Annotated in this window: 16 protein-coding genes; 10 read left to right on the top strand and 6 right to left on the bottom strand. The window is 64.3% G+C overall.

Features of this window, described 5'->3' with window-relative positions; translation table 11 throughout:
• Nucleotides 1-43 precede the first annotated feature (43 nt).
• Nucleotides 44-874, top strand: coding sequence for a lysophospholipid acyltransferase family protein (locus tag FGL95_RS03630; RefSeq protein ID WP_338079691.1), 831 nt, complete (start codon nucleotides 44-46; stop codon nucleotides 872-874).
• A 49-nt stretch (nucleotides 875-923) separates the two neighbouring features.
• Here the strand turns inward: FGL95_RS03630 and FGL95_RS03625 are convergent, their stop codons facing one another.
• Entirely contained in the window at nucleotides 924-1514 is a 591-nt protein-coding gene (locus FGL95_RS03625) for a TetR family transcriptional regulator (protein ID WP_169584807.1), read from the bottom strand.
• Between the two features lie 83 nt (nucleotides 1515-1597).
• Between FGL95_RS03625 and FGL95_RS03620 the strand changes: the two genes are divergently transcribed.
• From FGL95_RS03620 to FGL95_RS03600, 5 genes are read left to right on the top strand one after another with little or no spacing between them, the layout of a single operon-like run.
• Entirely contained in the window at nucleotides 1598-2488 is an 891-nt protein-coding gene (locus FGL95_RS03620; protein WP_169584806.1) for a metal-dependent hydrolase, read from the top strand.
• Between the two features lie 5 nt (nucleotides 2489-2493).
• Nucleotides 2494-3582 (top strand): PDR/VanB family oxidoreductase, encoded by a 1089-nt coding sequence (locus FGL95_RS03615; protein ID WP_206071509.1) that lies wholly within the window; start codon nucleotides 2494-2496, stop codon nucleotides 3580-3582.
• Between the two features lie 9 nt (nucleotides 3583-3591).
• A complete protein-coding gene (locus FGL95_RS03610) occupies nucleotides 3592-5085 on the top strand; it encodes an aldehyde dehydrogenase family protein (RefSeq protein ID WP_338079690.1) in 1494 nt (497 codons plus the stop codon).
• Between the two features lie 4 nt (nucleotides 5086-5089).
• Nucleotides 5090-6547 (top strand): flavin-containing monooxygenase, encoded by a 1458-nt coding sequence (locus FGL95_RS03605; protein ID WP_169584804.1) that lies wholly within the window; start codon nucleotides 5090-5092, stop codon nucleotides 6545-6547.
• A complete protein-coding gene (locus FGL95_RS03600; RefSeq protein WP_169584803.1) occupies nucleotides 6547-7416 on the top strand; it encodes a short-chain dehydrogenase/reductase in 870 nt (289 codons plus the stop codon). Before FGL95_RS03605 ends, FGL95_RS03600 begins: the two co-directional genes overlap by 1 nt.
• Nucleotides 7417-7421: 5 nt before the next feature.
• On the opposite strand, the gene FGL95_RS03595 is transcribed toward FGL95_RS03600, so the two are convergent.
• From FGL95_RS03595 to FGL95_RS03580, 4 genes are read right to left on the bottom strand one after another with little or no spacing between them, the layout of a single operon-like run.
• The gene (locus FGL95_RS03595) at nucleotides 7422-7691 is read right to left on the bottom strand and encodes an HPr family phosphocarrier protein (RefSeq protein WP_169584802.1); all 270 of its coding nucleotides are present in this window, start codon (nucleotides 7689-7691) and stop codon (nucleotides 7422-7424) included.
• Nucleotides 7692-7729: 38 nt separating this feature from the next.
• Complete coding sequence (locus tag FGL95_RS03590) at nucleotides 7730-9730, bottom strand: PTS fructose transporter subunit IIABC (protein WP_169584801.1); 2001 nt, start codon at nucleotides 9728-9730, stop codon at nucleotides 7730-7732.
• A 32-nt stretch (nucleotides 9731-9762) separates the two neighbouring features.
• On the bottom strand, nucleotides 9763-10725 hold the full coding sequence (locus FGL95_RS03585; protein WP_169584800.1) for a 1-phosphofructokinase family hexose kinase: 963 nt from the start codon (nucleotides 10723-10725) through the stop codon (nucleotides 9763-9765).
• Entirely contained in the window at nucleotides 10722-11489 is a 768-nt protein-coding gene (locus FGL95_RS03580; RefSeq protein WP_169584799.1) for a DeoR/GlpR family DNA-binding transcription regulator, read from the bottom strand. The genes FGL95_RS03585 and FGL95_RS03580 overlap by 4 nt, the downstream gene beginning before the upstream one ends.
• A 118-nt stretch (nucleotides 11490-11607) precedes the next feature.
• Between FGL95_RS03580 and ptsP the strand changes: the two genes are divergently transcribed.
• Together ptsP and FGL95_RS03570 are read left to right on the top strand one after the other, a co-directional pair.
• Nucleotides 11608-13290: a phosphoenolpyruvate--protein phosphotransferase gene (gene ptsP / locus FGL95_RS03575; RefSeq protein WP_169584798.1), complete on the top strand. Its 1683-nt coding sequence runs from the start codon at nucleotides 11608-11610 to the stop codon at nucleotides 13288-13290.
• Nucleotides 13291-13338: 48 nt separating this feature from the next.
• Nucleotides 13339-14484 (top strand): acyl-CoA dehydrogenase family protein, encoded by a 1146-nt coding sequence (locus tag FGL95_RS03570; protein WP_169584797.1) that lies wholly within the window; start codon nucleotides 13339-13341, stop codon nucleotides 14482-14484.
• A 19-nt stretch (nucleotides 14485-14503) separates the two neighbouring features.
• On the opposite strand, the gene lexA is transcribed toward FGL95_RS03570, so the two are convergent.
• Entirely contained in the window at nucleotides 14504-15193 is a 690-nt protein-coding gene (gene lexA, locus FGL95_RS03565) for a transcriptional repressor LexA (protein ID WP_169584796.1), read from the bottom strand.
• 268 nt (nucleotides 15194-15461) lie between these two features.
• Here lexA and FGL95_RS03560 point away from each other — a divergent pair, with 268 nt between their 5' ends.
• Both FGL95_RS03560 and nrdR read left to right on the top strand, forming a co-directional pair.
• A complete protein-coding gene (locus tag FGL95_RS03560) occupies nucleotides 15462-15911 on the top strand; it encodes a LysM peptidoglycan-binding domain-containing protein (RefSeq protein WP_169584795.1) in 450 nt (149 codons plus the stop codon).
• Nucleotides 15912-16147: 236 nt separating this feature from the next.
• The gene (gene nrdR / locus FGL95_RS03555) at nucleotides 16148-16612 is read left to right on the top strand and encodes a transcriptional regulator NrdR (protein WP_169585217.1); all 465 of its coding nucleotides are present in this window, start codon (nucleotides 16148-16150) and stop codon (nucleotides 16610-16612) included.
• Nucleotides 16613-16626: the final 14 nt, after the last annotated feature.

Genomic DNA, 16626 nt, shown 5'->3' with positions numbered 1-16626 from the left:
CCCCGCTGCATATTCGTACGGCCAGATGTTAGGAATTGTTTTGGTGGATCACACCCTCAGTGACGGCGCCCCGCTCCACGTCGACATCACCGACACGGACAAATGGGCGATTCGTACCTTCCTGGCCCCGCTGCGCGCATGGACGAGTCCGAAGTTCTACGGCCTCGACAACATTCCCGAAGGCGCTGCTCTGCTCGTCGGCAACCACACGCTGTACGGCGGCATCGACGTGCCACTTCTGGCCGAAGAGGTGCTGCGCACGCGCGGGCGAATCATGCGCGGACTCGCCGAGAACGTCCTCATCGGCACGCCGGGCGTCCGGCATCTGATTCAGCGCTTCGGCTCGGTCCGCGGCACTCGCGCCAATTGCCGTGCGCTGTTCGCCAACGACGATCTCGTCCTGGTGTTTCCCGGCGGCGGTCGCGAAGCGGTCCGTCGCAAGAACGAGAAGTACGTCCTGAAGTGGGACGGTCGGACCGGGTTCGCGCGGATGGCGATCGAGGCAGGCGTTCCGATTCTGCCCACCGCAATGATCGGCATCGATGATGCGCTCGACATCGTGATGGACGCCGACCACCCAGTTCTGAAGCCGGTCAAGGCGATCGCCGAGCGTCTCGGCGCACGGTGGGAGCTGGCTCCGCCGCTCGTTCGTGGCGTCGGACCGACCGCCATCCCGCGCCCCGAGCGCTTCTACTTCTCGATCGGTGAGCCGATCGAGACGAAGGCGTGGCAGGACAATCCGAACATCGATGCGGCCGCGGCCGAGCTGAGTTTGCTGGTCCGCAAGGCCGTCGAGGAAGAGATCAACTTCCTCCTCGCTGAGCGCGACCGCGACCCGGGCCGCACCTTGTGGGGACGCCTCCGCGGCTTGTGAGCCCTTCCTGCTTGTGAGTCTTTTAGGAGTCCAGAGACTCCGAAAAGACTCACGAGGGGTGGGCGGCGATCGGGACGATGTAGCGGCGCGCGAAAGCGTCCAGTTGGTCGTCGGTGGTGAGGTCGACGTGTACGCGCCGCGTCATCATGAACGAATGGATCAGCCGCACGATCACCTCGGCACGTTCGGCGAAATCGTCGGCGGCGTCCAGTAGTCCGTCTCGCACAGCCTGATCGAACATCGCGACAGTTGCCGCGACCGATGCTGCCAGAACGGGTGAGCCATTGGTGGTCAAGCGCGGTAACGCGCTCTCGGGTTCGAGCGCGATGAGTCGGTTCGCCAACGTGTGATTCCACAGAAAGCGCACGATTGTGGTGAAGCCCGCAGCAAGGCGGTCTTCGAACGACGTGCTGATTGCCGCCGCCAGACCGAGACTCGCGATAGCGCGCTGCGCCTCCCTATTGATGACTGCCGAGACAACGTCGTCTTTCGAACCCACCCGGCGATAGACCGTGACGCGCTCGACGCCGGCTTGCTTGGCGATGTCCTCGATCGTGGTCCGGCGCATTCCGACTTCCTCGAATTGTCGTAGTGCGGCGTCGAGGATGCGTTCGGTCGCTGGATCCGGAGCGTCAGGCACGTGGCGACGGTATCAAGAAACGTCATCCCGACCGATGTAGATGCAACATTGTCATATAATATGTAACAGTGTACGGTCGGAACATGACAACGAAACGGACTGCAACGGCGCAGCCTAGGTTTGACGAAGCGCATGCCATCAATGCGCGCAACGTCGTATTCGATTGGTCGGGCGTTCCGCTCCAGTACGTGCCCGGCGAACCGCTGGTCACCCAGATCTGGAACTTCATGCACCTCGTGCTCCCCGAAGGCGAGCGTGCGATGGCCGGCGCGCTCGCGGATGCGCTGCCTTACATCGAGGACGAGCGTCTGCGCGAGGAGGCTGTCGGCTTCATCGGTCAAGAAGCCATGCACGCGTCGTCTCACGAGGCAGTCCGTCGCCACCTCATCGAGCAGGGCCTCGACGTCGATCCGATGATCGATCGCGTGAACTACTTGATCGACAGAATCCTCGTCGATCACGGCCTCGGCGGTCGCGCGAAGAAGTTGTGGCTGAAAGAGCGGCTGGGCTTGTTCGCCGCCTTGGAGCATTACACCGCGATCGTCGGCCAGTGGCTCCTCGATGCCGACGAACTCGACGAGGCCGGCATGCATCCGATGATGCTCGACCTGCTCCGCTGGCACGGTGCCGAAGAAGTCGAGCACCGCAGCGTCGTCTACGACGTCTATCAGCACGTCGACGGCAGCTTTGCCCGCCGTGCCCGGACCGCAATTCTCGCCAGCGGCACACTCGCCGCGCTGACCGCCTACAGCGTGACGTACATGATGCGCCACGATCCGTCACCCAAGGGAAAGCCCTGGCCGGTGCAGTTCGTCAGCGCGGCCGCTCGAGGGCTCATCCCTACGGGTCTGCACTTCCTCACCGAGATTCCGGTGTACCTGCGGCCAGGGTTTCATCCTTCGTCGATGGGAAGTCTGGATCAGGCATTGCGGTATCTTGCGACCTCGCCCGCGGCGAATGCCGACGCGCAGTGAGCGGATTGATCCGCGGCGCAACGAAACTCCCACCGCCGCGCGAAGGCACCGTTGGACCGGGCCTCAAGCTTGTCGCCGCAGCGGTAGGCGGCTACCGGCGTCTTGTTGCCGACAGCAGGCTCTCGCCGTTTCTCGCCCGCTCGAACAAGCTGCGGCATAACGACTTCGACATGGATCTCGTCGTAGAACGAGTGAAGGTCGAAGCCGACGATGTGGTGAGCCTGGCACTGGCAGCCCCCGATGGCGCCGATCTACCGGTATGGAGTCCGGGCTCGCACATCGACATATTTCTGCCGTCAGGTCGGCAGCGTCAGTACTCGCTGTGTGGGAATCCGCACGACCGCAAGCATTTCCGTATCGCAGTCCGGCTGATCCGCGACGGCGGTGGAGGTTCTCGGGAGATTCACCAGGCGCTGAAAGCCGGTGACACGCTGCATGTCCGCGGACCGCGCAACGCCTTCCGCATGGTCGAAGCGGACTCCTATCTCTTCATCGCAGGCGGAATCGGCATCACGCCGATCCTACCGATGGTGAAGGCTGCCAACGCACGTGAAGTGCCATGGCAGCTGGTGTATCTCGGGCGAACACGTGAGTCCATGCCGTTTCTCACCGAACTGGTGCGTTGCGCCAATGGTGTTGTCGAGATTCGGCCCGACGACGAGGTCGGGTTGCCCGACATCGGCGATCTGCTCAGCCGGGCGCAGCCGGGCGGTGCCACCTACGTCTGCGGACCGCCGCCCGTGCTGAACGCCGCGCGCCGGCTGATGTCGACCCTGGATTCCACGGGATCGATGCACACCGAACGGTTTTCGGCTCCACCCGTTGTCGGGGGTACACCCTTCGACGTGCAACTGCTGCGCACCGGAATCACCGTCGCTGTGGGCGCGGACGAGTCGGCGCTTGCCGCAATCCGTCGCCAAGTCCCCGCGGTGACCTACTCCTGCCAGCAGGGCTACTGCGGCACATGCAAGGTCGGCGTGCTCACCGGGGGAGTCGACCACCGTGACAACAAACTGCTCGAGTCCGAACGCGACGACTCGATGCTCATCTGCGTTTCCCGCTCCGACGGCGGGCCCCTCGTCCTCGATCTGTAAAGGAACCTCGTGACGGAAACGATTGCTTTCACCGCCGACTCTCTGACCTTCGACGTGCTCAGCCCCGCTACCGGTGCTGTGGTGGGGACGTTTCCGTCCCACACAGCCGATGACGTCGCCGCGACCGTCGAACGCGCACGCTCAGCTGCGGTGTGGTGGGCGGGGCTGTCGTTCGCACAGCGAGCGAAGGGTCTGGCGAGGTGGCGCAGCGAAATAGTCCGCGGCACAGACGAACTGGTGGAGCTGATCAATTCGGAGATGGGCAAACCGGTCTCGGATGCCAAGCTCGAGCTTGCGATGGCGCTCGAGCACCTGGCGTGGGGTGGCAAGAACGCGGCGAAGGTGCTCGGTCCCCGGTCGGTGCCGTCGAGTCTGCTGACCATCAATCAGGCTGCGAGCGTGGAGTTTCCACCGTTGGGCGTCGTCGGCGTCATCGGCCCGTGGAACTATCCGGTGTTCACTCCGCTGAGCTCGTTGTCGTTTGCGCTCGCCGCGGGTAACGCCGTCGTCTTCAAGCCGAGCGAATTCACTCCTGGGGTCGGCGCGTGGCTGGTCGCGGCGTTCCAGCGAGCGGTCCCCGAACATCCGGTGCTGCAGGTGGTGACCGGCGGTGCGGAAACCGGTGCAGCGCTGTGCCGTTCGGGCGTCGACAAGATCGGGTTCACCGGCTCGACCGCGACAGGCAAGAAGGTCATGGCCGCGTGTTCGGAGAGCCTGACGCCGGTTCTGATGGAGTGCGGTGGCAAGGATGCGCTGATCGTCGATGCGGACGCCGACATCGAAGCAGCAGCCGACGCTGCGGTCTGGGGCGGACTGTCGAATGCGGGCCAGACCTGTCTCGCGGTCGAGCGCGTGTACGTTCACGAAGCCGTCTACGACGCATTCGTGACCGAGGTCGTCAAGCGGGCGAAGGCGATTCGCGCCGGCACCGACAACGGTTCGAAGATCGGCCCGATCACGATGCCATCGCAAGTCGATGTCATCCTCCGTCACGTCACGGATGCACTCGAACGAGGTGGGCGTGCTCTGATCGGCGGGCTCGACACGATCGACCGGCAATTCGTTCAACCCACAATTCTGGTGGACGTGCCGGAGGATTCGCTGGCCGTCACCGAGGAGACGTTCGGTCCGACGTTGACCGTGGCGAAGGTGGCCGACATGGATGAGGCGATCGACCGCGTCAACGCAAGCCGCTATGGGCTTGGTGCGACAGTCTTTTCGCGCGCACGCGGAGTCGAGATCGCTCGTCGGCTCCGGGTCGGTGGCGTGGCGATCAACGCGTTCGTCGCATACGCGACGATCCCGTCGCTCCCGTTGGGCGGCGTCGGCCAGTCCGGATTCGGTCGCGTGCACGGACCGGAAGGTCTCAAGGAGTTCACCTACGCCAAAGCGATCTCGCGGCAACGGTTTCCGTCGCCGCTGGCACTGACAACGTTTGCCCGCACCGAGCGGACTGACGCAATAGCAGGAGCGCTTGTGAAGCTGCTGCACGGAAGGAACTGACAAGATGAGCGACATCGACGTTGCCATCATCGGCGCCGGCTTCGGCGGCATCGGTCTGGGTATCAAACTGCGCGAAGCCGGATTCGAGAACTTCGTCATCCTGGAGCGAGCAAGTGAGCTCGGCGGCACGTGGCGCGACAACACCTATCCCGGATGCGCGTGCGATGTGCCGTCGCACCTCTACAGCTACTCGTTCGAGCCGAATCCGGACTGGTCACGCACCTACAGCAAGCAGCCGGAGATACTGGAGTACCTGCGCACGGTCGCGGCAAAGAACGGCGTCGTCGGGCACATGCGCTTCGATACCGAAGTCCTGGAGGCGAAATGGGACGAGCGGTCGCGGCGCTGGACCGTCACGACGAACAACGGTGAGCTCCACCCGAGAATCCTGATTTCAGCCGCAGGTGTCTATGGCGAGGCCCGCTACCCCGACTTACCGGGCATCGAAAAGTTCGCAGGCACCGCATTCCATTCGCTGCACTGGAATCACGAGCACGACCTGTCGGGGGAGGTGGTCGCGGTACTCGGAACCGGCGCGTCCGCAGTGCAATTCGTGCCCGAGATCCAGCCGCTCGTCGATCGGCTGCTGGTCTTTCAGCGCTCCGCGCCGTGGATCATTCCGCGGCTGGACCGTACGACCTCGCGTATCGAACGTGGGTTGCTGCGCCGGCTCCCGCTGATCGGCAAGGCCATGCGCGGCGGCTACTACACCGGCATCGAAGGTTTCGGGTTGGTCGGCTTTGTAGACAAACGATTCCGCCACCCCTTCGAGGTCATCGGAAAGCTGCAGCTCCGCCGTCAAGTCCGTGATTCGGCGTTGCGTAAGCGGCTGACCCCGGATTACATGATCGGCTGCAAGCGCGCGATCTTCTCCGACTCGTACCTGCCCGCGTTGGCAAAGGAGAACGTCGAGGTGATCGACGACGCGATTGCCGAGATCCGTGAGCACTCGATCGTCACGCGAGGCGGTGTCGAGCATCCGGTCGACACCATCATCTACGGCACCGGGTTTGTCGTTCCGCCTGCGGTGGCAGAACGGATTCACGGCACCGACGGGCTCAGCATCGGCGAGCTCGTTGCCAAGCGGCCGCAGTCCTACCTCGGCACAGCGATGGCTGGGTTTCCGAACTTTTTCAGCACGCTTGGGCCGTTCGGCGCCGTGGGGAATCAGTCCGCGATCTACATGATCGAATGCCAGATCGCATACATCGTCGACGCGTTGGCAACGATGCGCGACGAAGGACTCACCCGCGTCGAGGTGCGCGGAGAAGTTCAGGAAGAATTCCTGGACGAAGTCAACGATCGCAGCGAGAACACCGTGTGGTTGACGGGCGGGTGCGCAACCACCTACTACCGGACGGCGGACGGACGCAATGCCGGTCTGTACCCGGGCTGGAGCTTCGAATATGCAAGGCGCACCGCCAAATTCGATCGCGATTCCTACGAGATGAGTGCAGTCTGATGTTTCCGTTCAACAGCAGTCCGTCCTACGACGTTCGCGACAAGGTCGTCCTGATCACCGGAGCGGGCCAAGGCATCGGGCTTGCGCTGGCGACCTTGCTGCACGACCGTGGCGCGTCGATCGCGATGGTCGATGTCGACACCGATTCTGTCGTTGCCGCCGCGGACGCGTTCGGGGAGCGTGCCTTGCCGCTGACCGCCGACGTGCGCGACCGGGCAGGCATGAAAGCCGCTGTCGCGCAGATCGTGGAGCGCTTCGGGAGGCTCGACGTTGTCATTGCCAACGCAGGAATCGCACCGCCCCCTGCAACCCTGCGGACCATCGACGAGGACGCCTTCGACCGCGTCATCGACATCAATCTGACGGGTGTGTTCAACACGGTCCGTCCGGCTCTGGAGCAGGTGATCGAGCACAACGGTCATGTGGTTGTGGTGTCGTCGGCGGCCGCGTTCGCGCCAGGTGCGGGTGGATCCCCGTACATGATCAGCAAGGCGGCGGTCGAGCAGTTCGGCCGCGCGCTGCGGATCGAGCTTGCTGCCGTCGGCGCGAGTGCCGGTGTCGCGTACTTCGGCATCGTGGACACCGCCATGACCCACGACACCATCGACGAGGACGACCTTGTCGGCGAAGTCGCCGCGTTGCTGCCGTGGCCCTTGAGCCAGCGGATCAGTGCAGCCGAGGCAGCGAAGTCGATCGCGGACGGAATTGCCGAGCGAGCAGCTCGCACTATCGCTCCCGCGTCGTGGCAGCCGTACTCGTTGCTGCGTGGCGCTGCGAACGTCCTCATCGATCAAAAGATGGCGGGCGACAAGGGTGTTCATGCACTCATCCGTAAGGTCGAAGCTCGCGTGATTGCACAGCGCCGGTAGGTCCGTCAGGCGTCGAGATCCGCTGCGACCAGCTCGGCGATGGCTGCGACCGCCTGGGGATCGTCGCTGCTGACGATGACTTCGGTTCCGACCGAGGCGCCGAGCGACATGATCATGAGCGCTGAACCGGCGTCCACCGGCTCGTCATCTTCGTCGGCGCCGACTACTGCAAGGGTGACTTCGTAGCCGAAGTTGTTGACCGTGTCGGCGATGATTCCGGCGGGACGGGCGTGCAGGCCGATGGAGGATCCGACGACGACTGTGGTGCTGGGCATTGCATTCTCCTGATTGTTGTTGGTTGTTGTGCTGAGATTTATGCGGCGACGAGGACGGGGGTTTCGGCCTCGACCGGCTTGCGATGGATGAGTTTTTTGGCGATGACGACGCAGGTCGCTGCGACGACAGTCCCCGCGACGAGGGAGGCAACGAACCACACCACGTGGCCGATCGCGAAGAAGACGAAGATACCGCCGTGTGGTGCACTGAGTGTCGTGCCCGTGGCCATGATCAGCGAGCCGGTGACCGCGCCGCCGATCATCATGGACGGGATCACGCGAAGCGGGTCGACTGCAGCGAACGGGATAGCACCTTCGGAGATGAAGGCTGCGCCGAGAAGCCAGGCGGCCTTTCCGTTTTCACGCTCTCCGGTGCTGAACAATCCGGGTCGCACGGTCGACGCCAGAGCCATCGCGAGTGGCGGAACCATTCCAGCTGCCATGACCGCGGCCATGATGCGCAGCGACGCAGGATCGTTGACGGACAGTCCGGCGACCGCAAAGGCGTAGGCAGCCTTGTTGACCGGTCCACCGAGGTCAAAGCACATCATGAGGCCGAGGATGATTCCGAGCAGGATCACCGAGCTGCCTGACAGTCCGTTGAGCCAGTTCGTCAGGCCACTTGTGATGGCGGCCAACGGCTTACCGAGTACGACGAACATCAAGGTGCCGACGGTCAGTGTCGCGATCAGTGGGATGACGACGACGGGCATGAGGCCGCGGGCCCAGCGGGGAACGCCGATCCGGCCGATCCAGAGAGCGGTGAATCCGGCGATGATGCCACCGACCAGACCGCCGATGAATCCGGCGCCGACGAACACCGCGACCGCGCCCGCAGTGAATCCTGGTGCGAGACCTGGTCTGTCGGCAATCGCGAAGGCGATATACCCGGCAAGGGCTGGTACGAGGAAGCTGAACGCCAGCGAGCCGAGTTGGAACAACACGGCGCCGAGGTAGATCTTCACGCCGCCGTCGGGTAGTTGGGTCAGCGAGTTGTCCAGCACGATCTGCTTTGCGCTGTCGGCGATCTCGTAGCCACCGAGCAGGAAGCCGAGTGCGATGAGAAGGCCACCCGCGGCGACGAACGGGATCATGTAGCTGACGCCGGTGAGCAGAATCTGACGCAGTCGCGTCCCCCAACCGATCGATCCGGCGGCCTTTTCAGGAGCGGTCGATGCGGCGCCCTCGACCTTCGCGGCGGACGGATTGAGTCCTGCCCGTAGGGCCTCGGTGATCATCGCGTCGGGTTCGTTGATGGCGCGTTTCACTCCCGACGCGACGACCGGCAGGCCTGCGAACCGCTCCTTACCCTTGACGCCGACGTCGGTGGCGAAGATGACGGCTTGTGCGGACGCGATGACCTCGGGTGCCAACGGCGTACTGCCGCTGGAGCCTTGGGTTTCCACGTGCACGGTGATGTCTGCTCGCTTGCCTGCCGCGACGAGCGAGTCTGCCGCCATGTAGGTGTGCGCGATGCCCGTCGGACATGCGGTCACTGCGACGATGTGCTTGGCGGACAACGGTTCTGGCGTGGGAGCTACGGTCTTCTGTGCAACGGCGGCCTTGGGTGCGGGGTTGACCACGCCTTGGACGAGTGCAACGACCGCGTCGGGCGTCGCGGCGGCCCGCAGGTCGGCGACGAACGTGGGCTTGACGAGGGCTCGTGCCAGCTTGGACAACAGTTTCATGTGCTCGGCGCCTGCACCTTCGGGTGCGGCGATGAGGAACACGAGGTCCGCCGGACCGTCGGGCGCGCCGAAATCGACCTTCGGGTCCAGCCGGGCGAAGCCGAGCGACGCCGTCGTCACGGATTCGCTGCGGCAGTGCGGAATCGCGATGCCGCCGGGAAGTCCGGTTGCCGACTTCGCCTCACGCGCGAGCGCGTCGTCGGCGAGATCGGTGGGACTCGTTACCCTTCCGGCGTCGGCAAGTCGCGTCGCAAGCGCGGCGATGACGGCGTCCTTCGAGTTGCCCAGATCTGCGTCGAGCGCGATGAGGTCCGGGGTGATGATGTCGGGTCGAGTTGTCGGTGCAGACATTGTGGGTCCTTACTTGTCGGCGGATCGGGGCGTCAGCCGAAGATTTGGGTGATCGACACCGACGCCGGGTCGGTGTCGTGGCGAGTTGGCAGGGCGGTTCCGGGCAGCGCAGCGGCTGCGGCGCCGTACGCAATGGCGTGTCGCAGGCATTCCTCGGGTCCGTCGCCGTCGATGTGCGCGAGCAGGTAGCCGGCGAGTGAGGAGTCGCCGGCGCCGACGGTGCTCCGCGGGGTGATCGGCGGGGGAGCGCCGTGCCACGCGCCGTTGGAGGTGATCAGGACTGCGCCTGCCGATCCGAGCGTCGCCAGCACGGTGTCGACTCCCCGATCGACCAGGGTGCGACCGGCCTTGGCTGCCAACGTTGGATCACCGTGTGCGGCAGAGCGTTCCAATTCGTCGGCGTCGATGCCCGTGAGCTGCGCCAGTTCGTCCGCATTGGGTTTGAGCAGGTGTGGTGCCGAGATCGGAAAGCGGGCCGCAAGGGCGCGGAGTGGCCCGTCGGACGAATCGACAGCGATACGAGCCGGGCTCAGCGCGAGCATCACGACCAGGTCCGCGTACCAGGTTACGGGTGCGCCGGGTGGCAGCGAGCCTGACAGCACCACCCAATGCGCTGTTGCCGCAGCCTCGCTGAGTACACGCTCGAGCCGCGCCAGATCGGCGGCGCCGAGTAGGTTGCCGGACTCGTTGATCTTCGTCGTGGTGCCGTCGGGTTCGGTGATGGTGAGGTTCGTGCGGGCATGCCCAGCAACGTCGACGTGCCGATGCTCGATGCCCAACTCCGTCAGTGTGAGCAGCAACGGATCTTCGAGGTTGCCGGGAAGCACGGCGACGGACCGAACTCCCGCCGCGCTGACAACCCGGCTGACGTTGATGCCTTTGCCGCCGGGATGCGAGGTTGCCGCTTGCGCGCGATGCAGAGCGCCGCGTTGCAAAGCTTCGGTGAGTGCGACCGTCCGATCGATGCTCGGATTTGCGGTCAGGGTGACGATCATGCGACGACGACCTCGACGCCGAGTTCGCGGATCGCGTCTCTGTCGGCGTCGGCGATGTCGGAATCGGTGACCAGTACGTCGATTCGATCGAGTGAGCCGAAGCTGATCAGAAGTTCGCGACCGATCTTCGACGAATCGGCTACGACGACGACGTGGTGGGCTGCGGCGACCATTGCTCGCTTGACGGCGGCTTCGTCGCTGTCGGGCGTCGACACTCCGTGACCGGTGCTGATGGCGTTCGTTCCGATGAACGCGACATCGACGCGCAGCGTGGCGAGGGCGCGGAGCGCCTCGTCGCCGACGGCGGCCTGGGTCAGCCCGCGGACCCGTCCGCCCAACACCTGCAGTGATACGCCGCCGAGTGTGGAGATACGCGCGGCGATCGGAATGGAGTTGGTCACCACCGTCAGATCCCGATCTGCAGGCAGAAGCGCCGCGATCCGGCCCGTCGTGGTTCCGGCGTCGAACAAGATGCTGCCGCCGGCACCAGGCAAGAAGTCGAGGGCAGCTTTGGCGATGCGGTCCTTCTCGTCTGCGTGCGCGACCTCGCGTTCTGCAATACCTGGCTCCAGTGCCGTCAACGCGGTAGCGGGCACTGCTCCGCCGTGGACTCGGCGGATGACGCCCATCCGGTCGAGCACCGCAAGATCGCGGCGCACCGTCTCGGTCGTGACGCTGTAGAGATCGGATAGGTCTGCTACCGAAACGCGGCCACGCTGACCGACAAGCGAGGCGATCGCCTGTTGGCGTTCCTCTGCGTACATGTCCGTCTCCTTTGTGTTTGATTTGGTTATATGTTGTTTTACGCCCGACTCTGTTGCTTTGTCAAGAATTTTGAGTAAGCTAGGTCACGTAAGGCACAAGACGTGACGAGGAGCTCACATGACACATTCGGTCCGGGATATAGCGCTCACGGTGTTGCGCGGCACCCCAGTGGTCCCCGGCGTCGGCTACGCGAGGGCGATCCGGCCGGGTGTGCGTCCCGTGCTGGATATCGATATCCGCCCTGTTGCCGAAGCCCTTCGATCCGCTCAGCGTGAGGAATTCACGCGCGCCACGTCGGCCGTGGCTGCGCGGTTGAAGGAACGAGCAGGCCACGCGAGTGGCGCAGCCGCCGAGGTGCTGGCCGCCAATGCAGCGATGGCCCAGGACCGTGGTTGGTTGCGTGCTGCCGAGAAACTCATCGACGCGGGAACTCCGGCTGCGGCCGCCGCGGCCGGCGCGACCGAGAAATTCGCCACGATGTTCACCAAACTCGGTGGGCTGATGGCCGAGCGGGTCACCGACCTGCACGATGTCCGAGATCGCGTCATCGCCGAACTCGCAGGTGCTCCCGAGCCCGGCATCCCGATACCCGATGAACCCTCGATCTTGCTTGCCGACGACCTGGCCCCCGCAGATACCGCTGGGTTGGACGCGTCGCTCATCCTCGGTCTGGCGACCTCACGCGGCGGGCCGACGAGCCATACCGCGATCATCGCTCGTCAGCTGGGCATTCCGTGCATCGTCGCCGTAGACGGACTCGACGACGTTCCTGCAGGTGCGGCTGTGCTGGTCGACGGTACGACGGGCGAGGTCCAGGTGGCCCCGGACCCGCAAGCTGCTGCCGCAGCCGTCGCCGCGTATCGAGTGAACGCGCAGGCTTCGGCGCGCTGGTCGGGTCCGGGCGCGACGAGCGATGGACGTCGCGTCGACATCCTCGCGAACGTGCAGGACGGGGCTGGGGCGCAAGCGGCCAGCCAGACTGCTGCCGGGGGAGTCGGACTCTTTCGCACCGAATTGTGCTTCCTCGACCGCGATACCGAACCGACTGTCGACGAGCAGGCGACGATCTACGAAGCAGTGCTCGACGCGTTCGGCGGCCGGAAGGTCGTCATTCGTACGCTGGATGCTGGGTCCGACAAGCCGCTGCGATTCGCGAGCCACCCCGACGAGCCGAACCCAGCCCTCGGTGTGCGCGGCATTCGAATCGCCATGCACGACAGCGGGATTCTCGATCGCCAGCTTGACGCGATTGCGCAGGCCGCTGCCGCGACCGGCACCGCACCGTGGGTGATGGCACCGATGATCGCGACCCCGGCCGAGGCGGCGTCGTTTGCGGCGAAGGTGCGGTCGCGCGGATTGTCGCCGGGCGTGATGATCGAAGTTCCCTCCGCGGCGCTGCTGGCGGAACGGATCCTGTCCCACGTGGACTTCCTGTCGATCGGTACCAACGACCTTGCCCAGTACACAATGGCCGCGGACCGTCAGTCGGCTGATCTCGCAGCGTTGACCGACCCTTGGCAGCCGGCAGTACTCGCGCTCGTTGCGCGAACCGCTGCGGCGGGTGCGGCGGTGGGCAAGCCGGTCGGAGTGTGCGGCGAGGCCGCTGCCGATCCAGTTTTGGCCTGCGTGCTCGTCGGTTTGGGTATCACTTCGTTGTCGTGTGCGGCTGCCGCAGTAGGGTCCGTCGGCGCGCGGGTGGCGTCTGTGACGTTCGACGAGTGTCGGCGCGCCGCGGAAGCGGTGCTCGCTACCGACGACCCGACGCAAGCGAGGGCGGTCGCGACGGGCATCCTGGGCTGACGGGTATTCTCGTTGGCAACGTGCCAACACCAATATTCAGGAGCCGCAATGGAGCGCACCCTTTTCGAGCCCGAACACGATCTGTTCCGCGAGTCGTACCGAAAGTTCTTGGAGCAGCACGTCGCCCCGAACCACGACAAGTGGGAAGAACAGCACATCGTCGACCGTGACGTGTGGCTGGAAGCAGGGAAAGAGGGCTTCCTCGGGATGGCTGTCCCCGAGGAATACGGTGGCGGCGGTGTCAAGGACTTCCGCTACAACGCGGTCATCACCGAGGAGACGACAAAGGGTCGTTACAGCGGATTGGGCTTCACCCTGCACAACGACGTGTGTGCGCCGTACTTCATCGACCTGTGCAACGACGAGCAGAAACAGCGCTGGCTGCCCGGTTTCGCGAGTGGCGAACTGATCAGCGCAATCGCCATGACCGAGCCTGGCACAGGCAGTGACCTGCAGGGAATCAAAACTCGCGCGGTTCGTGACGGCGACGACTGGGTGATCAACGGATCGAAGACCTTCATCACCAACGGCATCAATTCCGACCTCGTGATCGTGGTCGCGAAGACCGATCCTGACAAGGGAGCGCAGGGCTTCAGCTTGTTCGTGGTCGAGCGCGGGATGGCCGGCTTCGAACGGGGGCGTCACCTCGACAAGATCGGCCTTGTTGCCCAGGACACCGCCGAACTCAACTTCACCGATGTTCGAGTACCGGCGGCAAACCTGCTCGGCCAGGAGGGGATGGGCTTCATCCACCTGATGCAGAACCTGCCCCAAGAGCGGTTGTCCATCGCTGTCATGGCAATCGCCGCGATGGAAGCATCACTCGAGACGACCATCCAGTACTGCCGCGACCGCAAAGCATTCGGAAAGCCGATCGGCGCGCTCCAGAACACCCGATTCGTGCTCGCCGAGCTGGCGACCGAGACGACGATCGTGCGCGTCTTTGTCGACAAGTGCATCGAGCTGCTCAACGCAGACAAGCTGACCGTGCAGGAAGCCGCCATGGCGAAGATGTGGAGCTCGGAGGCACAGGTCAAGCTGATCGACCGCTGCCTGCAGTTGCACGGCGGCTACGGGTACATGAAGGAATACCCGATTGCCAAGGCGTACATGGACGCCCGCGTGCAGACCATTTACGGCGGCACCACCGAGATCATGAAGGAAATCATCGGCAGGGGCCTGAACCTGGCCTGAGCGCGAGCGTCGGGCAGCGTCACAGCTTGCGGATGACGGTGACCACCTTTCCGAGGATTGCCGCGTTGTTGCCGTTGATCGGTTCGAAGAGCGGGTTGTGGGGTAGCAGCCACACCTGCTTGCCGGACTTCTTGAAGGTCTTGACCGTGGCTTCGCCCTCGATCATCGCAGCGACGATGTCACCGTTGTCCGCGACGTTCTGCTGCCTGACGACCACCCAGTCGTCGTCGCAGATCGCGGCATCGATCATCGACTCACCGACCACCTTCAGCAGGAACAATGACCCGTCGCCGACGAGTTCGCGGGGGAGCGGGAAGACGTCTTCCACGGCTTGTTCGGCGAGGATCGGCCCGCCGGCGGCGATGCGACCGAGCACCGGCACGAACGTCGGCGTCGGCAGCTCGTCGTGTTCGGCGGACGGTGGTTGTGAATCGTCGTGCGGCGGCGGGCCGAACGATTCGTCGAGTCCGCGAACATCGACGGCGCGCGGCCGATTGGGGTCGCGACGCAGAAATCCCTTGCGCTCCAACGTGCGCAGCTGGTGTGCGACCGACGACGTCGACGTCAATCCGACCGCGTCGCCGATCTCGCGGATGCTGGGCGGGTAGCCACGCTCGTTGACCGATGCCCGGATGACCTCGAGAACCTTGCGCTGCCGATCGGTGAGACCGGACGCGATATCCGGCCCGTCGTGGTTGTCGTCGCTCATTGGTGTCCGTCCTTCATTTTCGTCGACCGTCCTCCCAGTTGGCTTGCTCGCGTTGAGCGAAATCCCGAGCGAAATCCCGGCCCTTGCGCCGGTGCTCGCCGACCTCGGTGTGTCGGTGTTGAATCTAGCGCGATCCACCGACTGTTTCAAACACCTGTTCGACACGTGTCGCGAATCTAGAGACTTTGTCGGTGGGCCGTGGTAGAAAATTCGAACAGGCGTTCATCGAACGCTTGATCGAACACTAGACGGACTATCGGAGGACGCGATGAGCATCGCAACGCACGAGTACCGCGACATCGACACCACGGCGCCTGCCCGAACACGCACTCGCAGCCGGGATTTCAGCAGGCCCGCGAACGGGCTTGTCGAATACGGCCACCACAGCGACGGTTTTTCGACCGCGCCGCATCGCAGCGCGGTCGGAACCGGGCATGGCTTCGGTGTCGCAGTTGCCACCGCGTTGCTCAGTGCGCTGGTCGTGTGCGGTCTAGCCGGTCTGTGGAATATGAAGACCGGTGCGCTCACCGACGGTCCCGCAGACACTGTGGTCGTCCAGGTGCAGGAAGGCGAGTCGTTGTCCGACGTCGCAGCCCGTGTTGCGCCGGATCTGCCGGTCGACCAGACAGTTGCACGGATTCTCGATCTGAATGCAATGTCGACCGCGAGTGTCGCGCCGGGGCAGTCGCTCATCACACCGGCCACGGTCGCCCAGTAGTTCGTGGGTCGGCCATGTTCGAGTCATTGGCCCAGGCCAGGTCTGGGCTCGCGCCACTGCTTGTGGGCGTTCGCGATGGGTTGGCAGTCGGACGGGTATCCTCGGATCCTGTTGGTCACGCCACGCCGAGTGGTCGCGTCGACTTCGCTGTTCCGCTTCGTGAGTTGTTGTTCGACGGCTCCCGAGCGGTTGCGCTGGTCGGTCGCGAGCATGTCGGCATCGAAGAAGGACTCGGCATGCACTGCCCATTCTGTCGACACCCTGATTCCAGAGTCGTCGATTCACGAGAGGCAGAAGAAGGCGCCGCGATTCGGAGACGACGGTCTTGCCCCAACTGCGGTAGGCGGTTCACCACGGTCGAGACTGCAGTGCTTGCGGTGGTCAAGCGAAGTGGCGTCACCGAACCGTTCAGTCGCGAGAAGGTCATGCGAGGCGTCAAGCGGGCATGTCAGGGCCGGCAGGTCGACAACGACGCGCTCAATCTCCTTGCACAGCAAGTCGAAGACACAGTTCGCGCGTCAGGGTCGGCCGAGATTCCCAGTCATGAAGTCGGATTGGCCATCCTCGGTCCGTTGCGTGATCTCGACGAGGTCGCCTATCTCCGATTTGCCTCGGTCTATCGGTCGTTCAGTTCGGCCGACGACTTCGAGCGCGAAATCGAAGATCTGCGGGCCCACCGGGCATCCGCGCCTATCGAATAGCGTTGCGGTAGCTG

The sequence above is a fragment of the Antrihabitans stalactiti genome, from assembly GCF_012932915.1.
Taxonomy (GTDB): domain Bacteria; phylum Actinomycetota; class Actinomycetes; order Mycobacteriales; family Mycobacteriaceae; genus Antrihabitans; species Antrihabitans stalactiti.
This window is presented reverse-complemented; position numbering and strand designations above follow the sequence as displayed.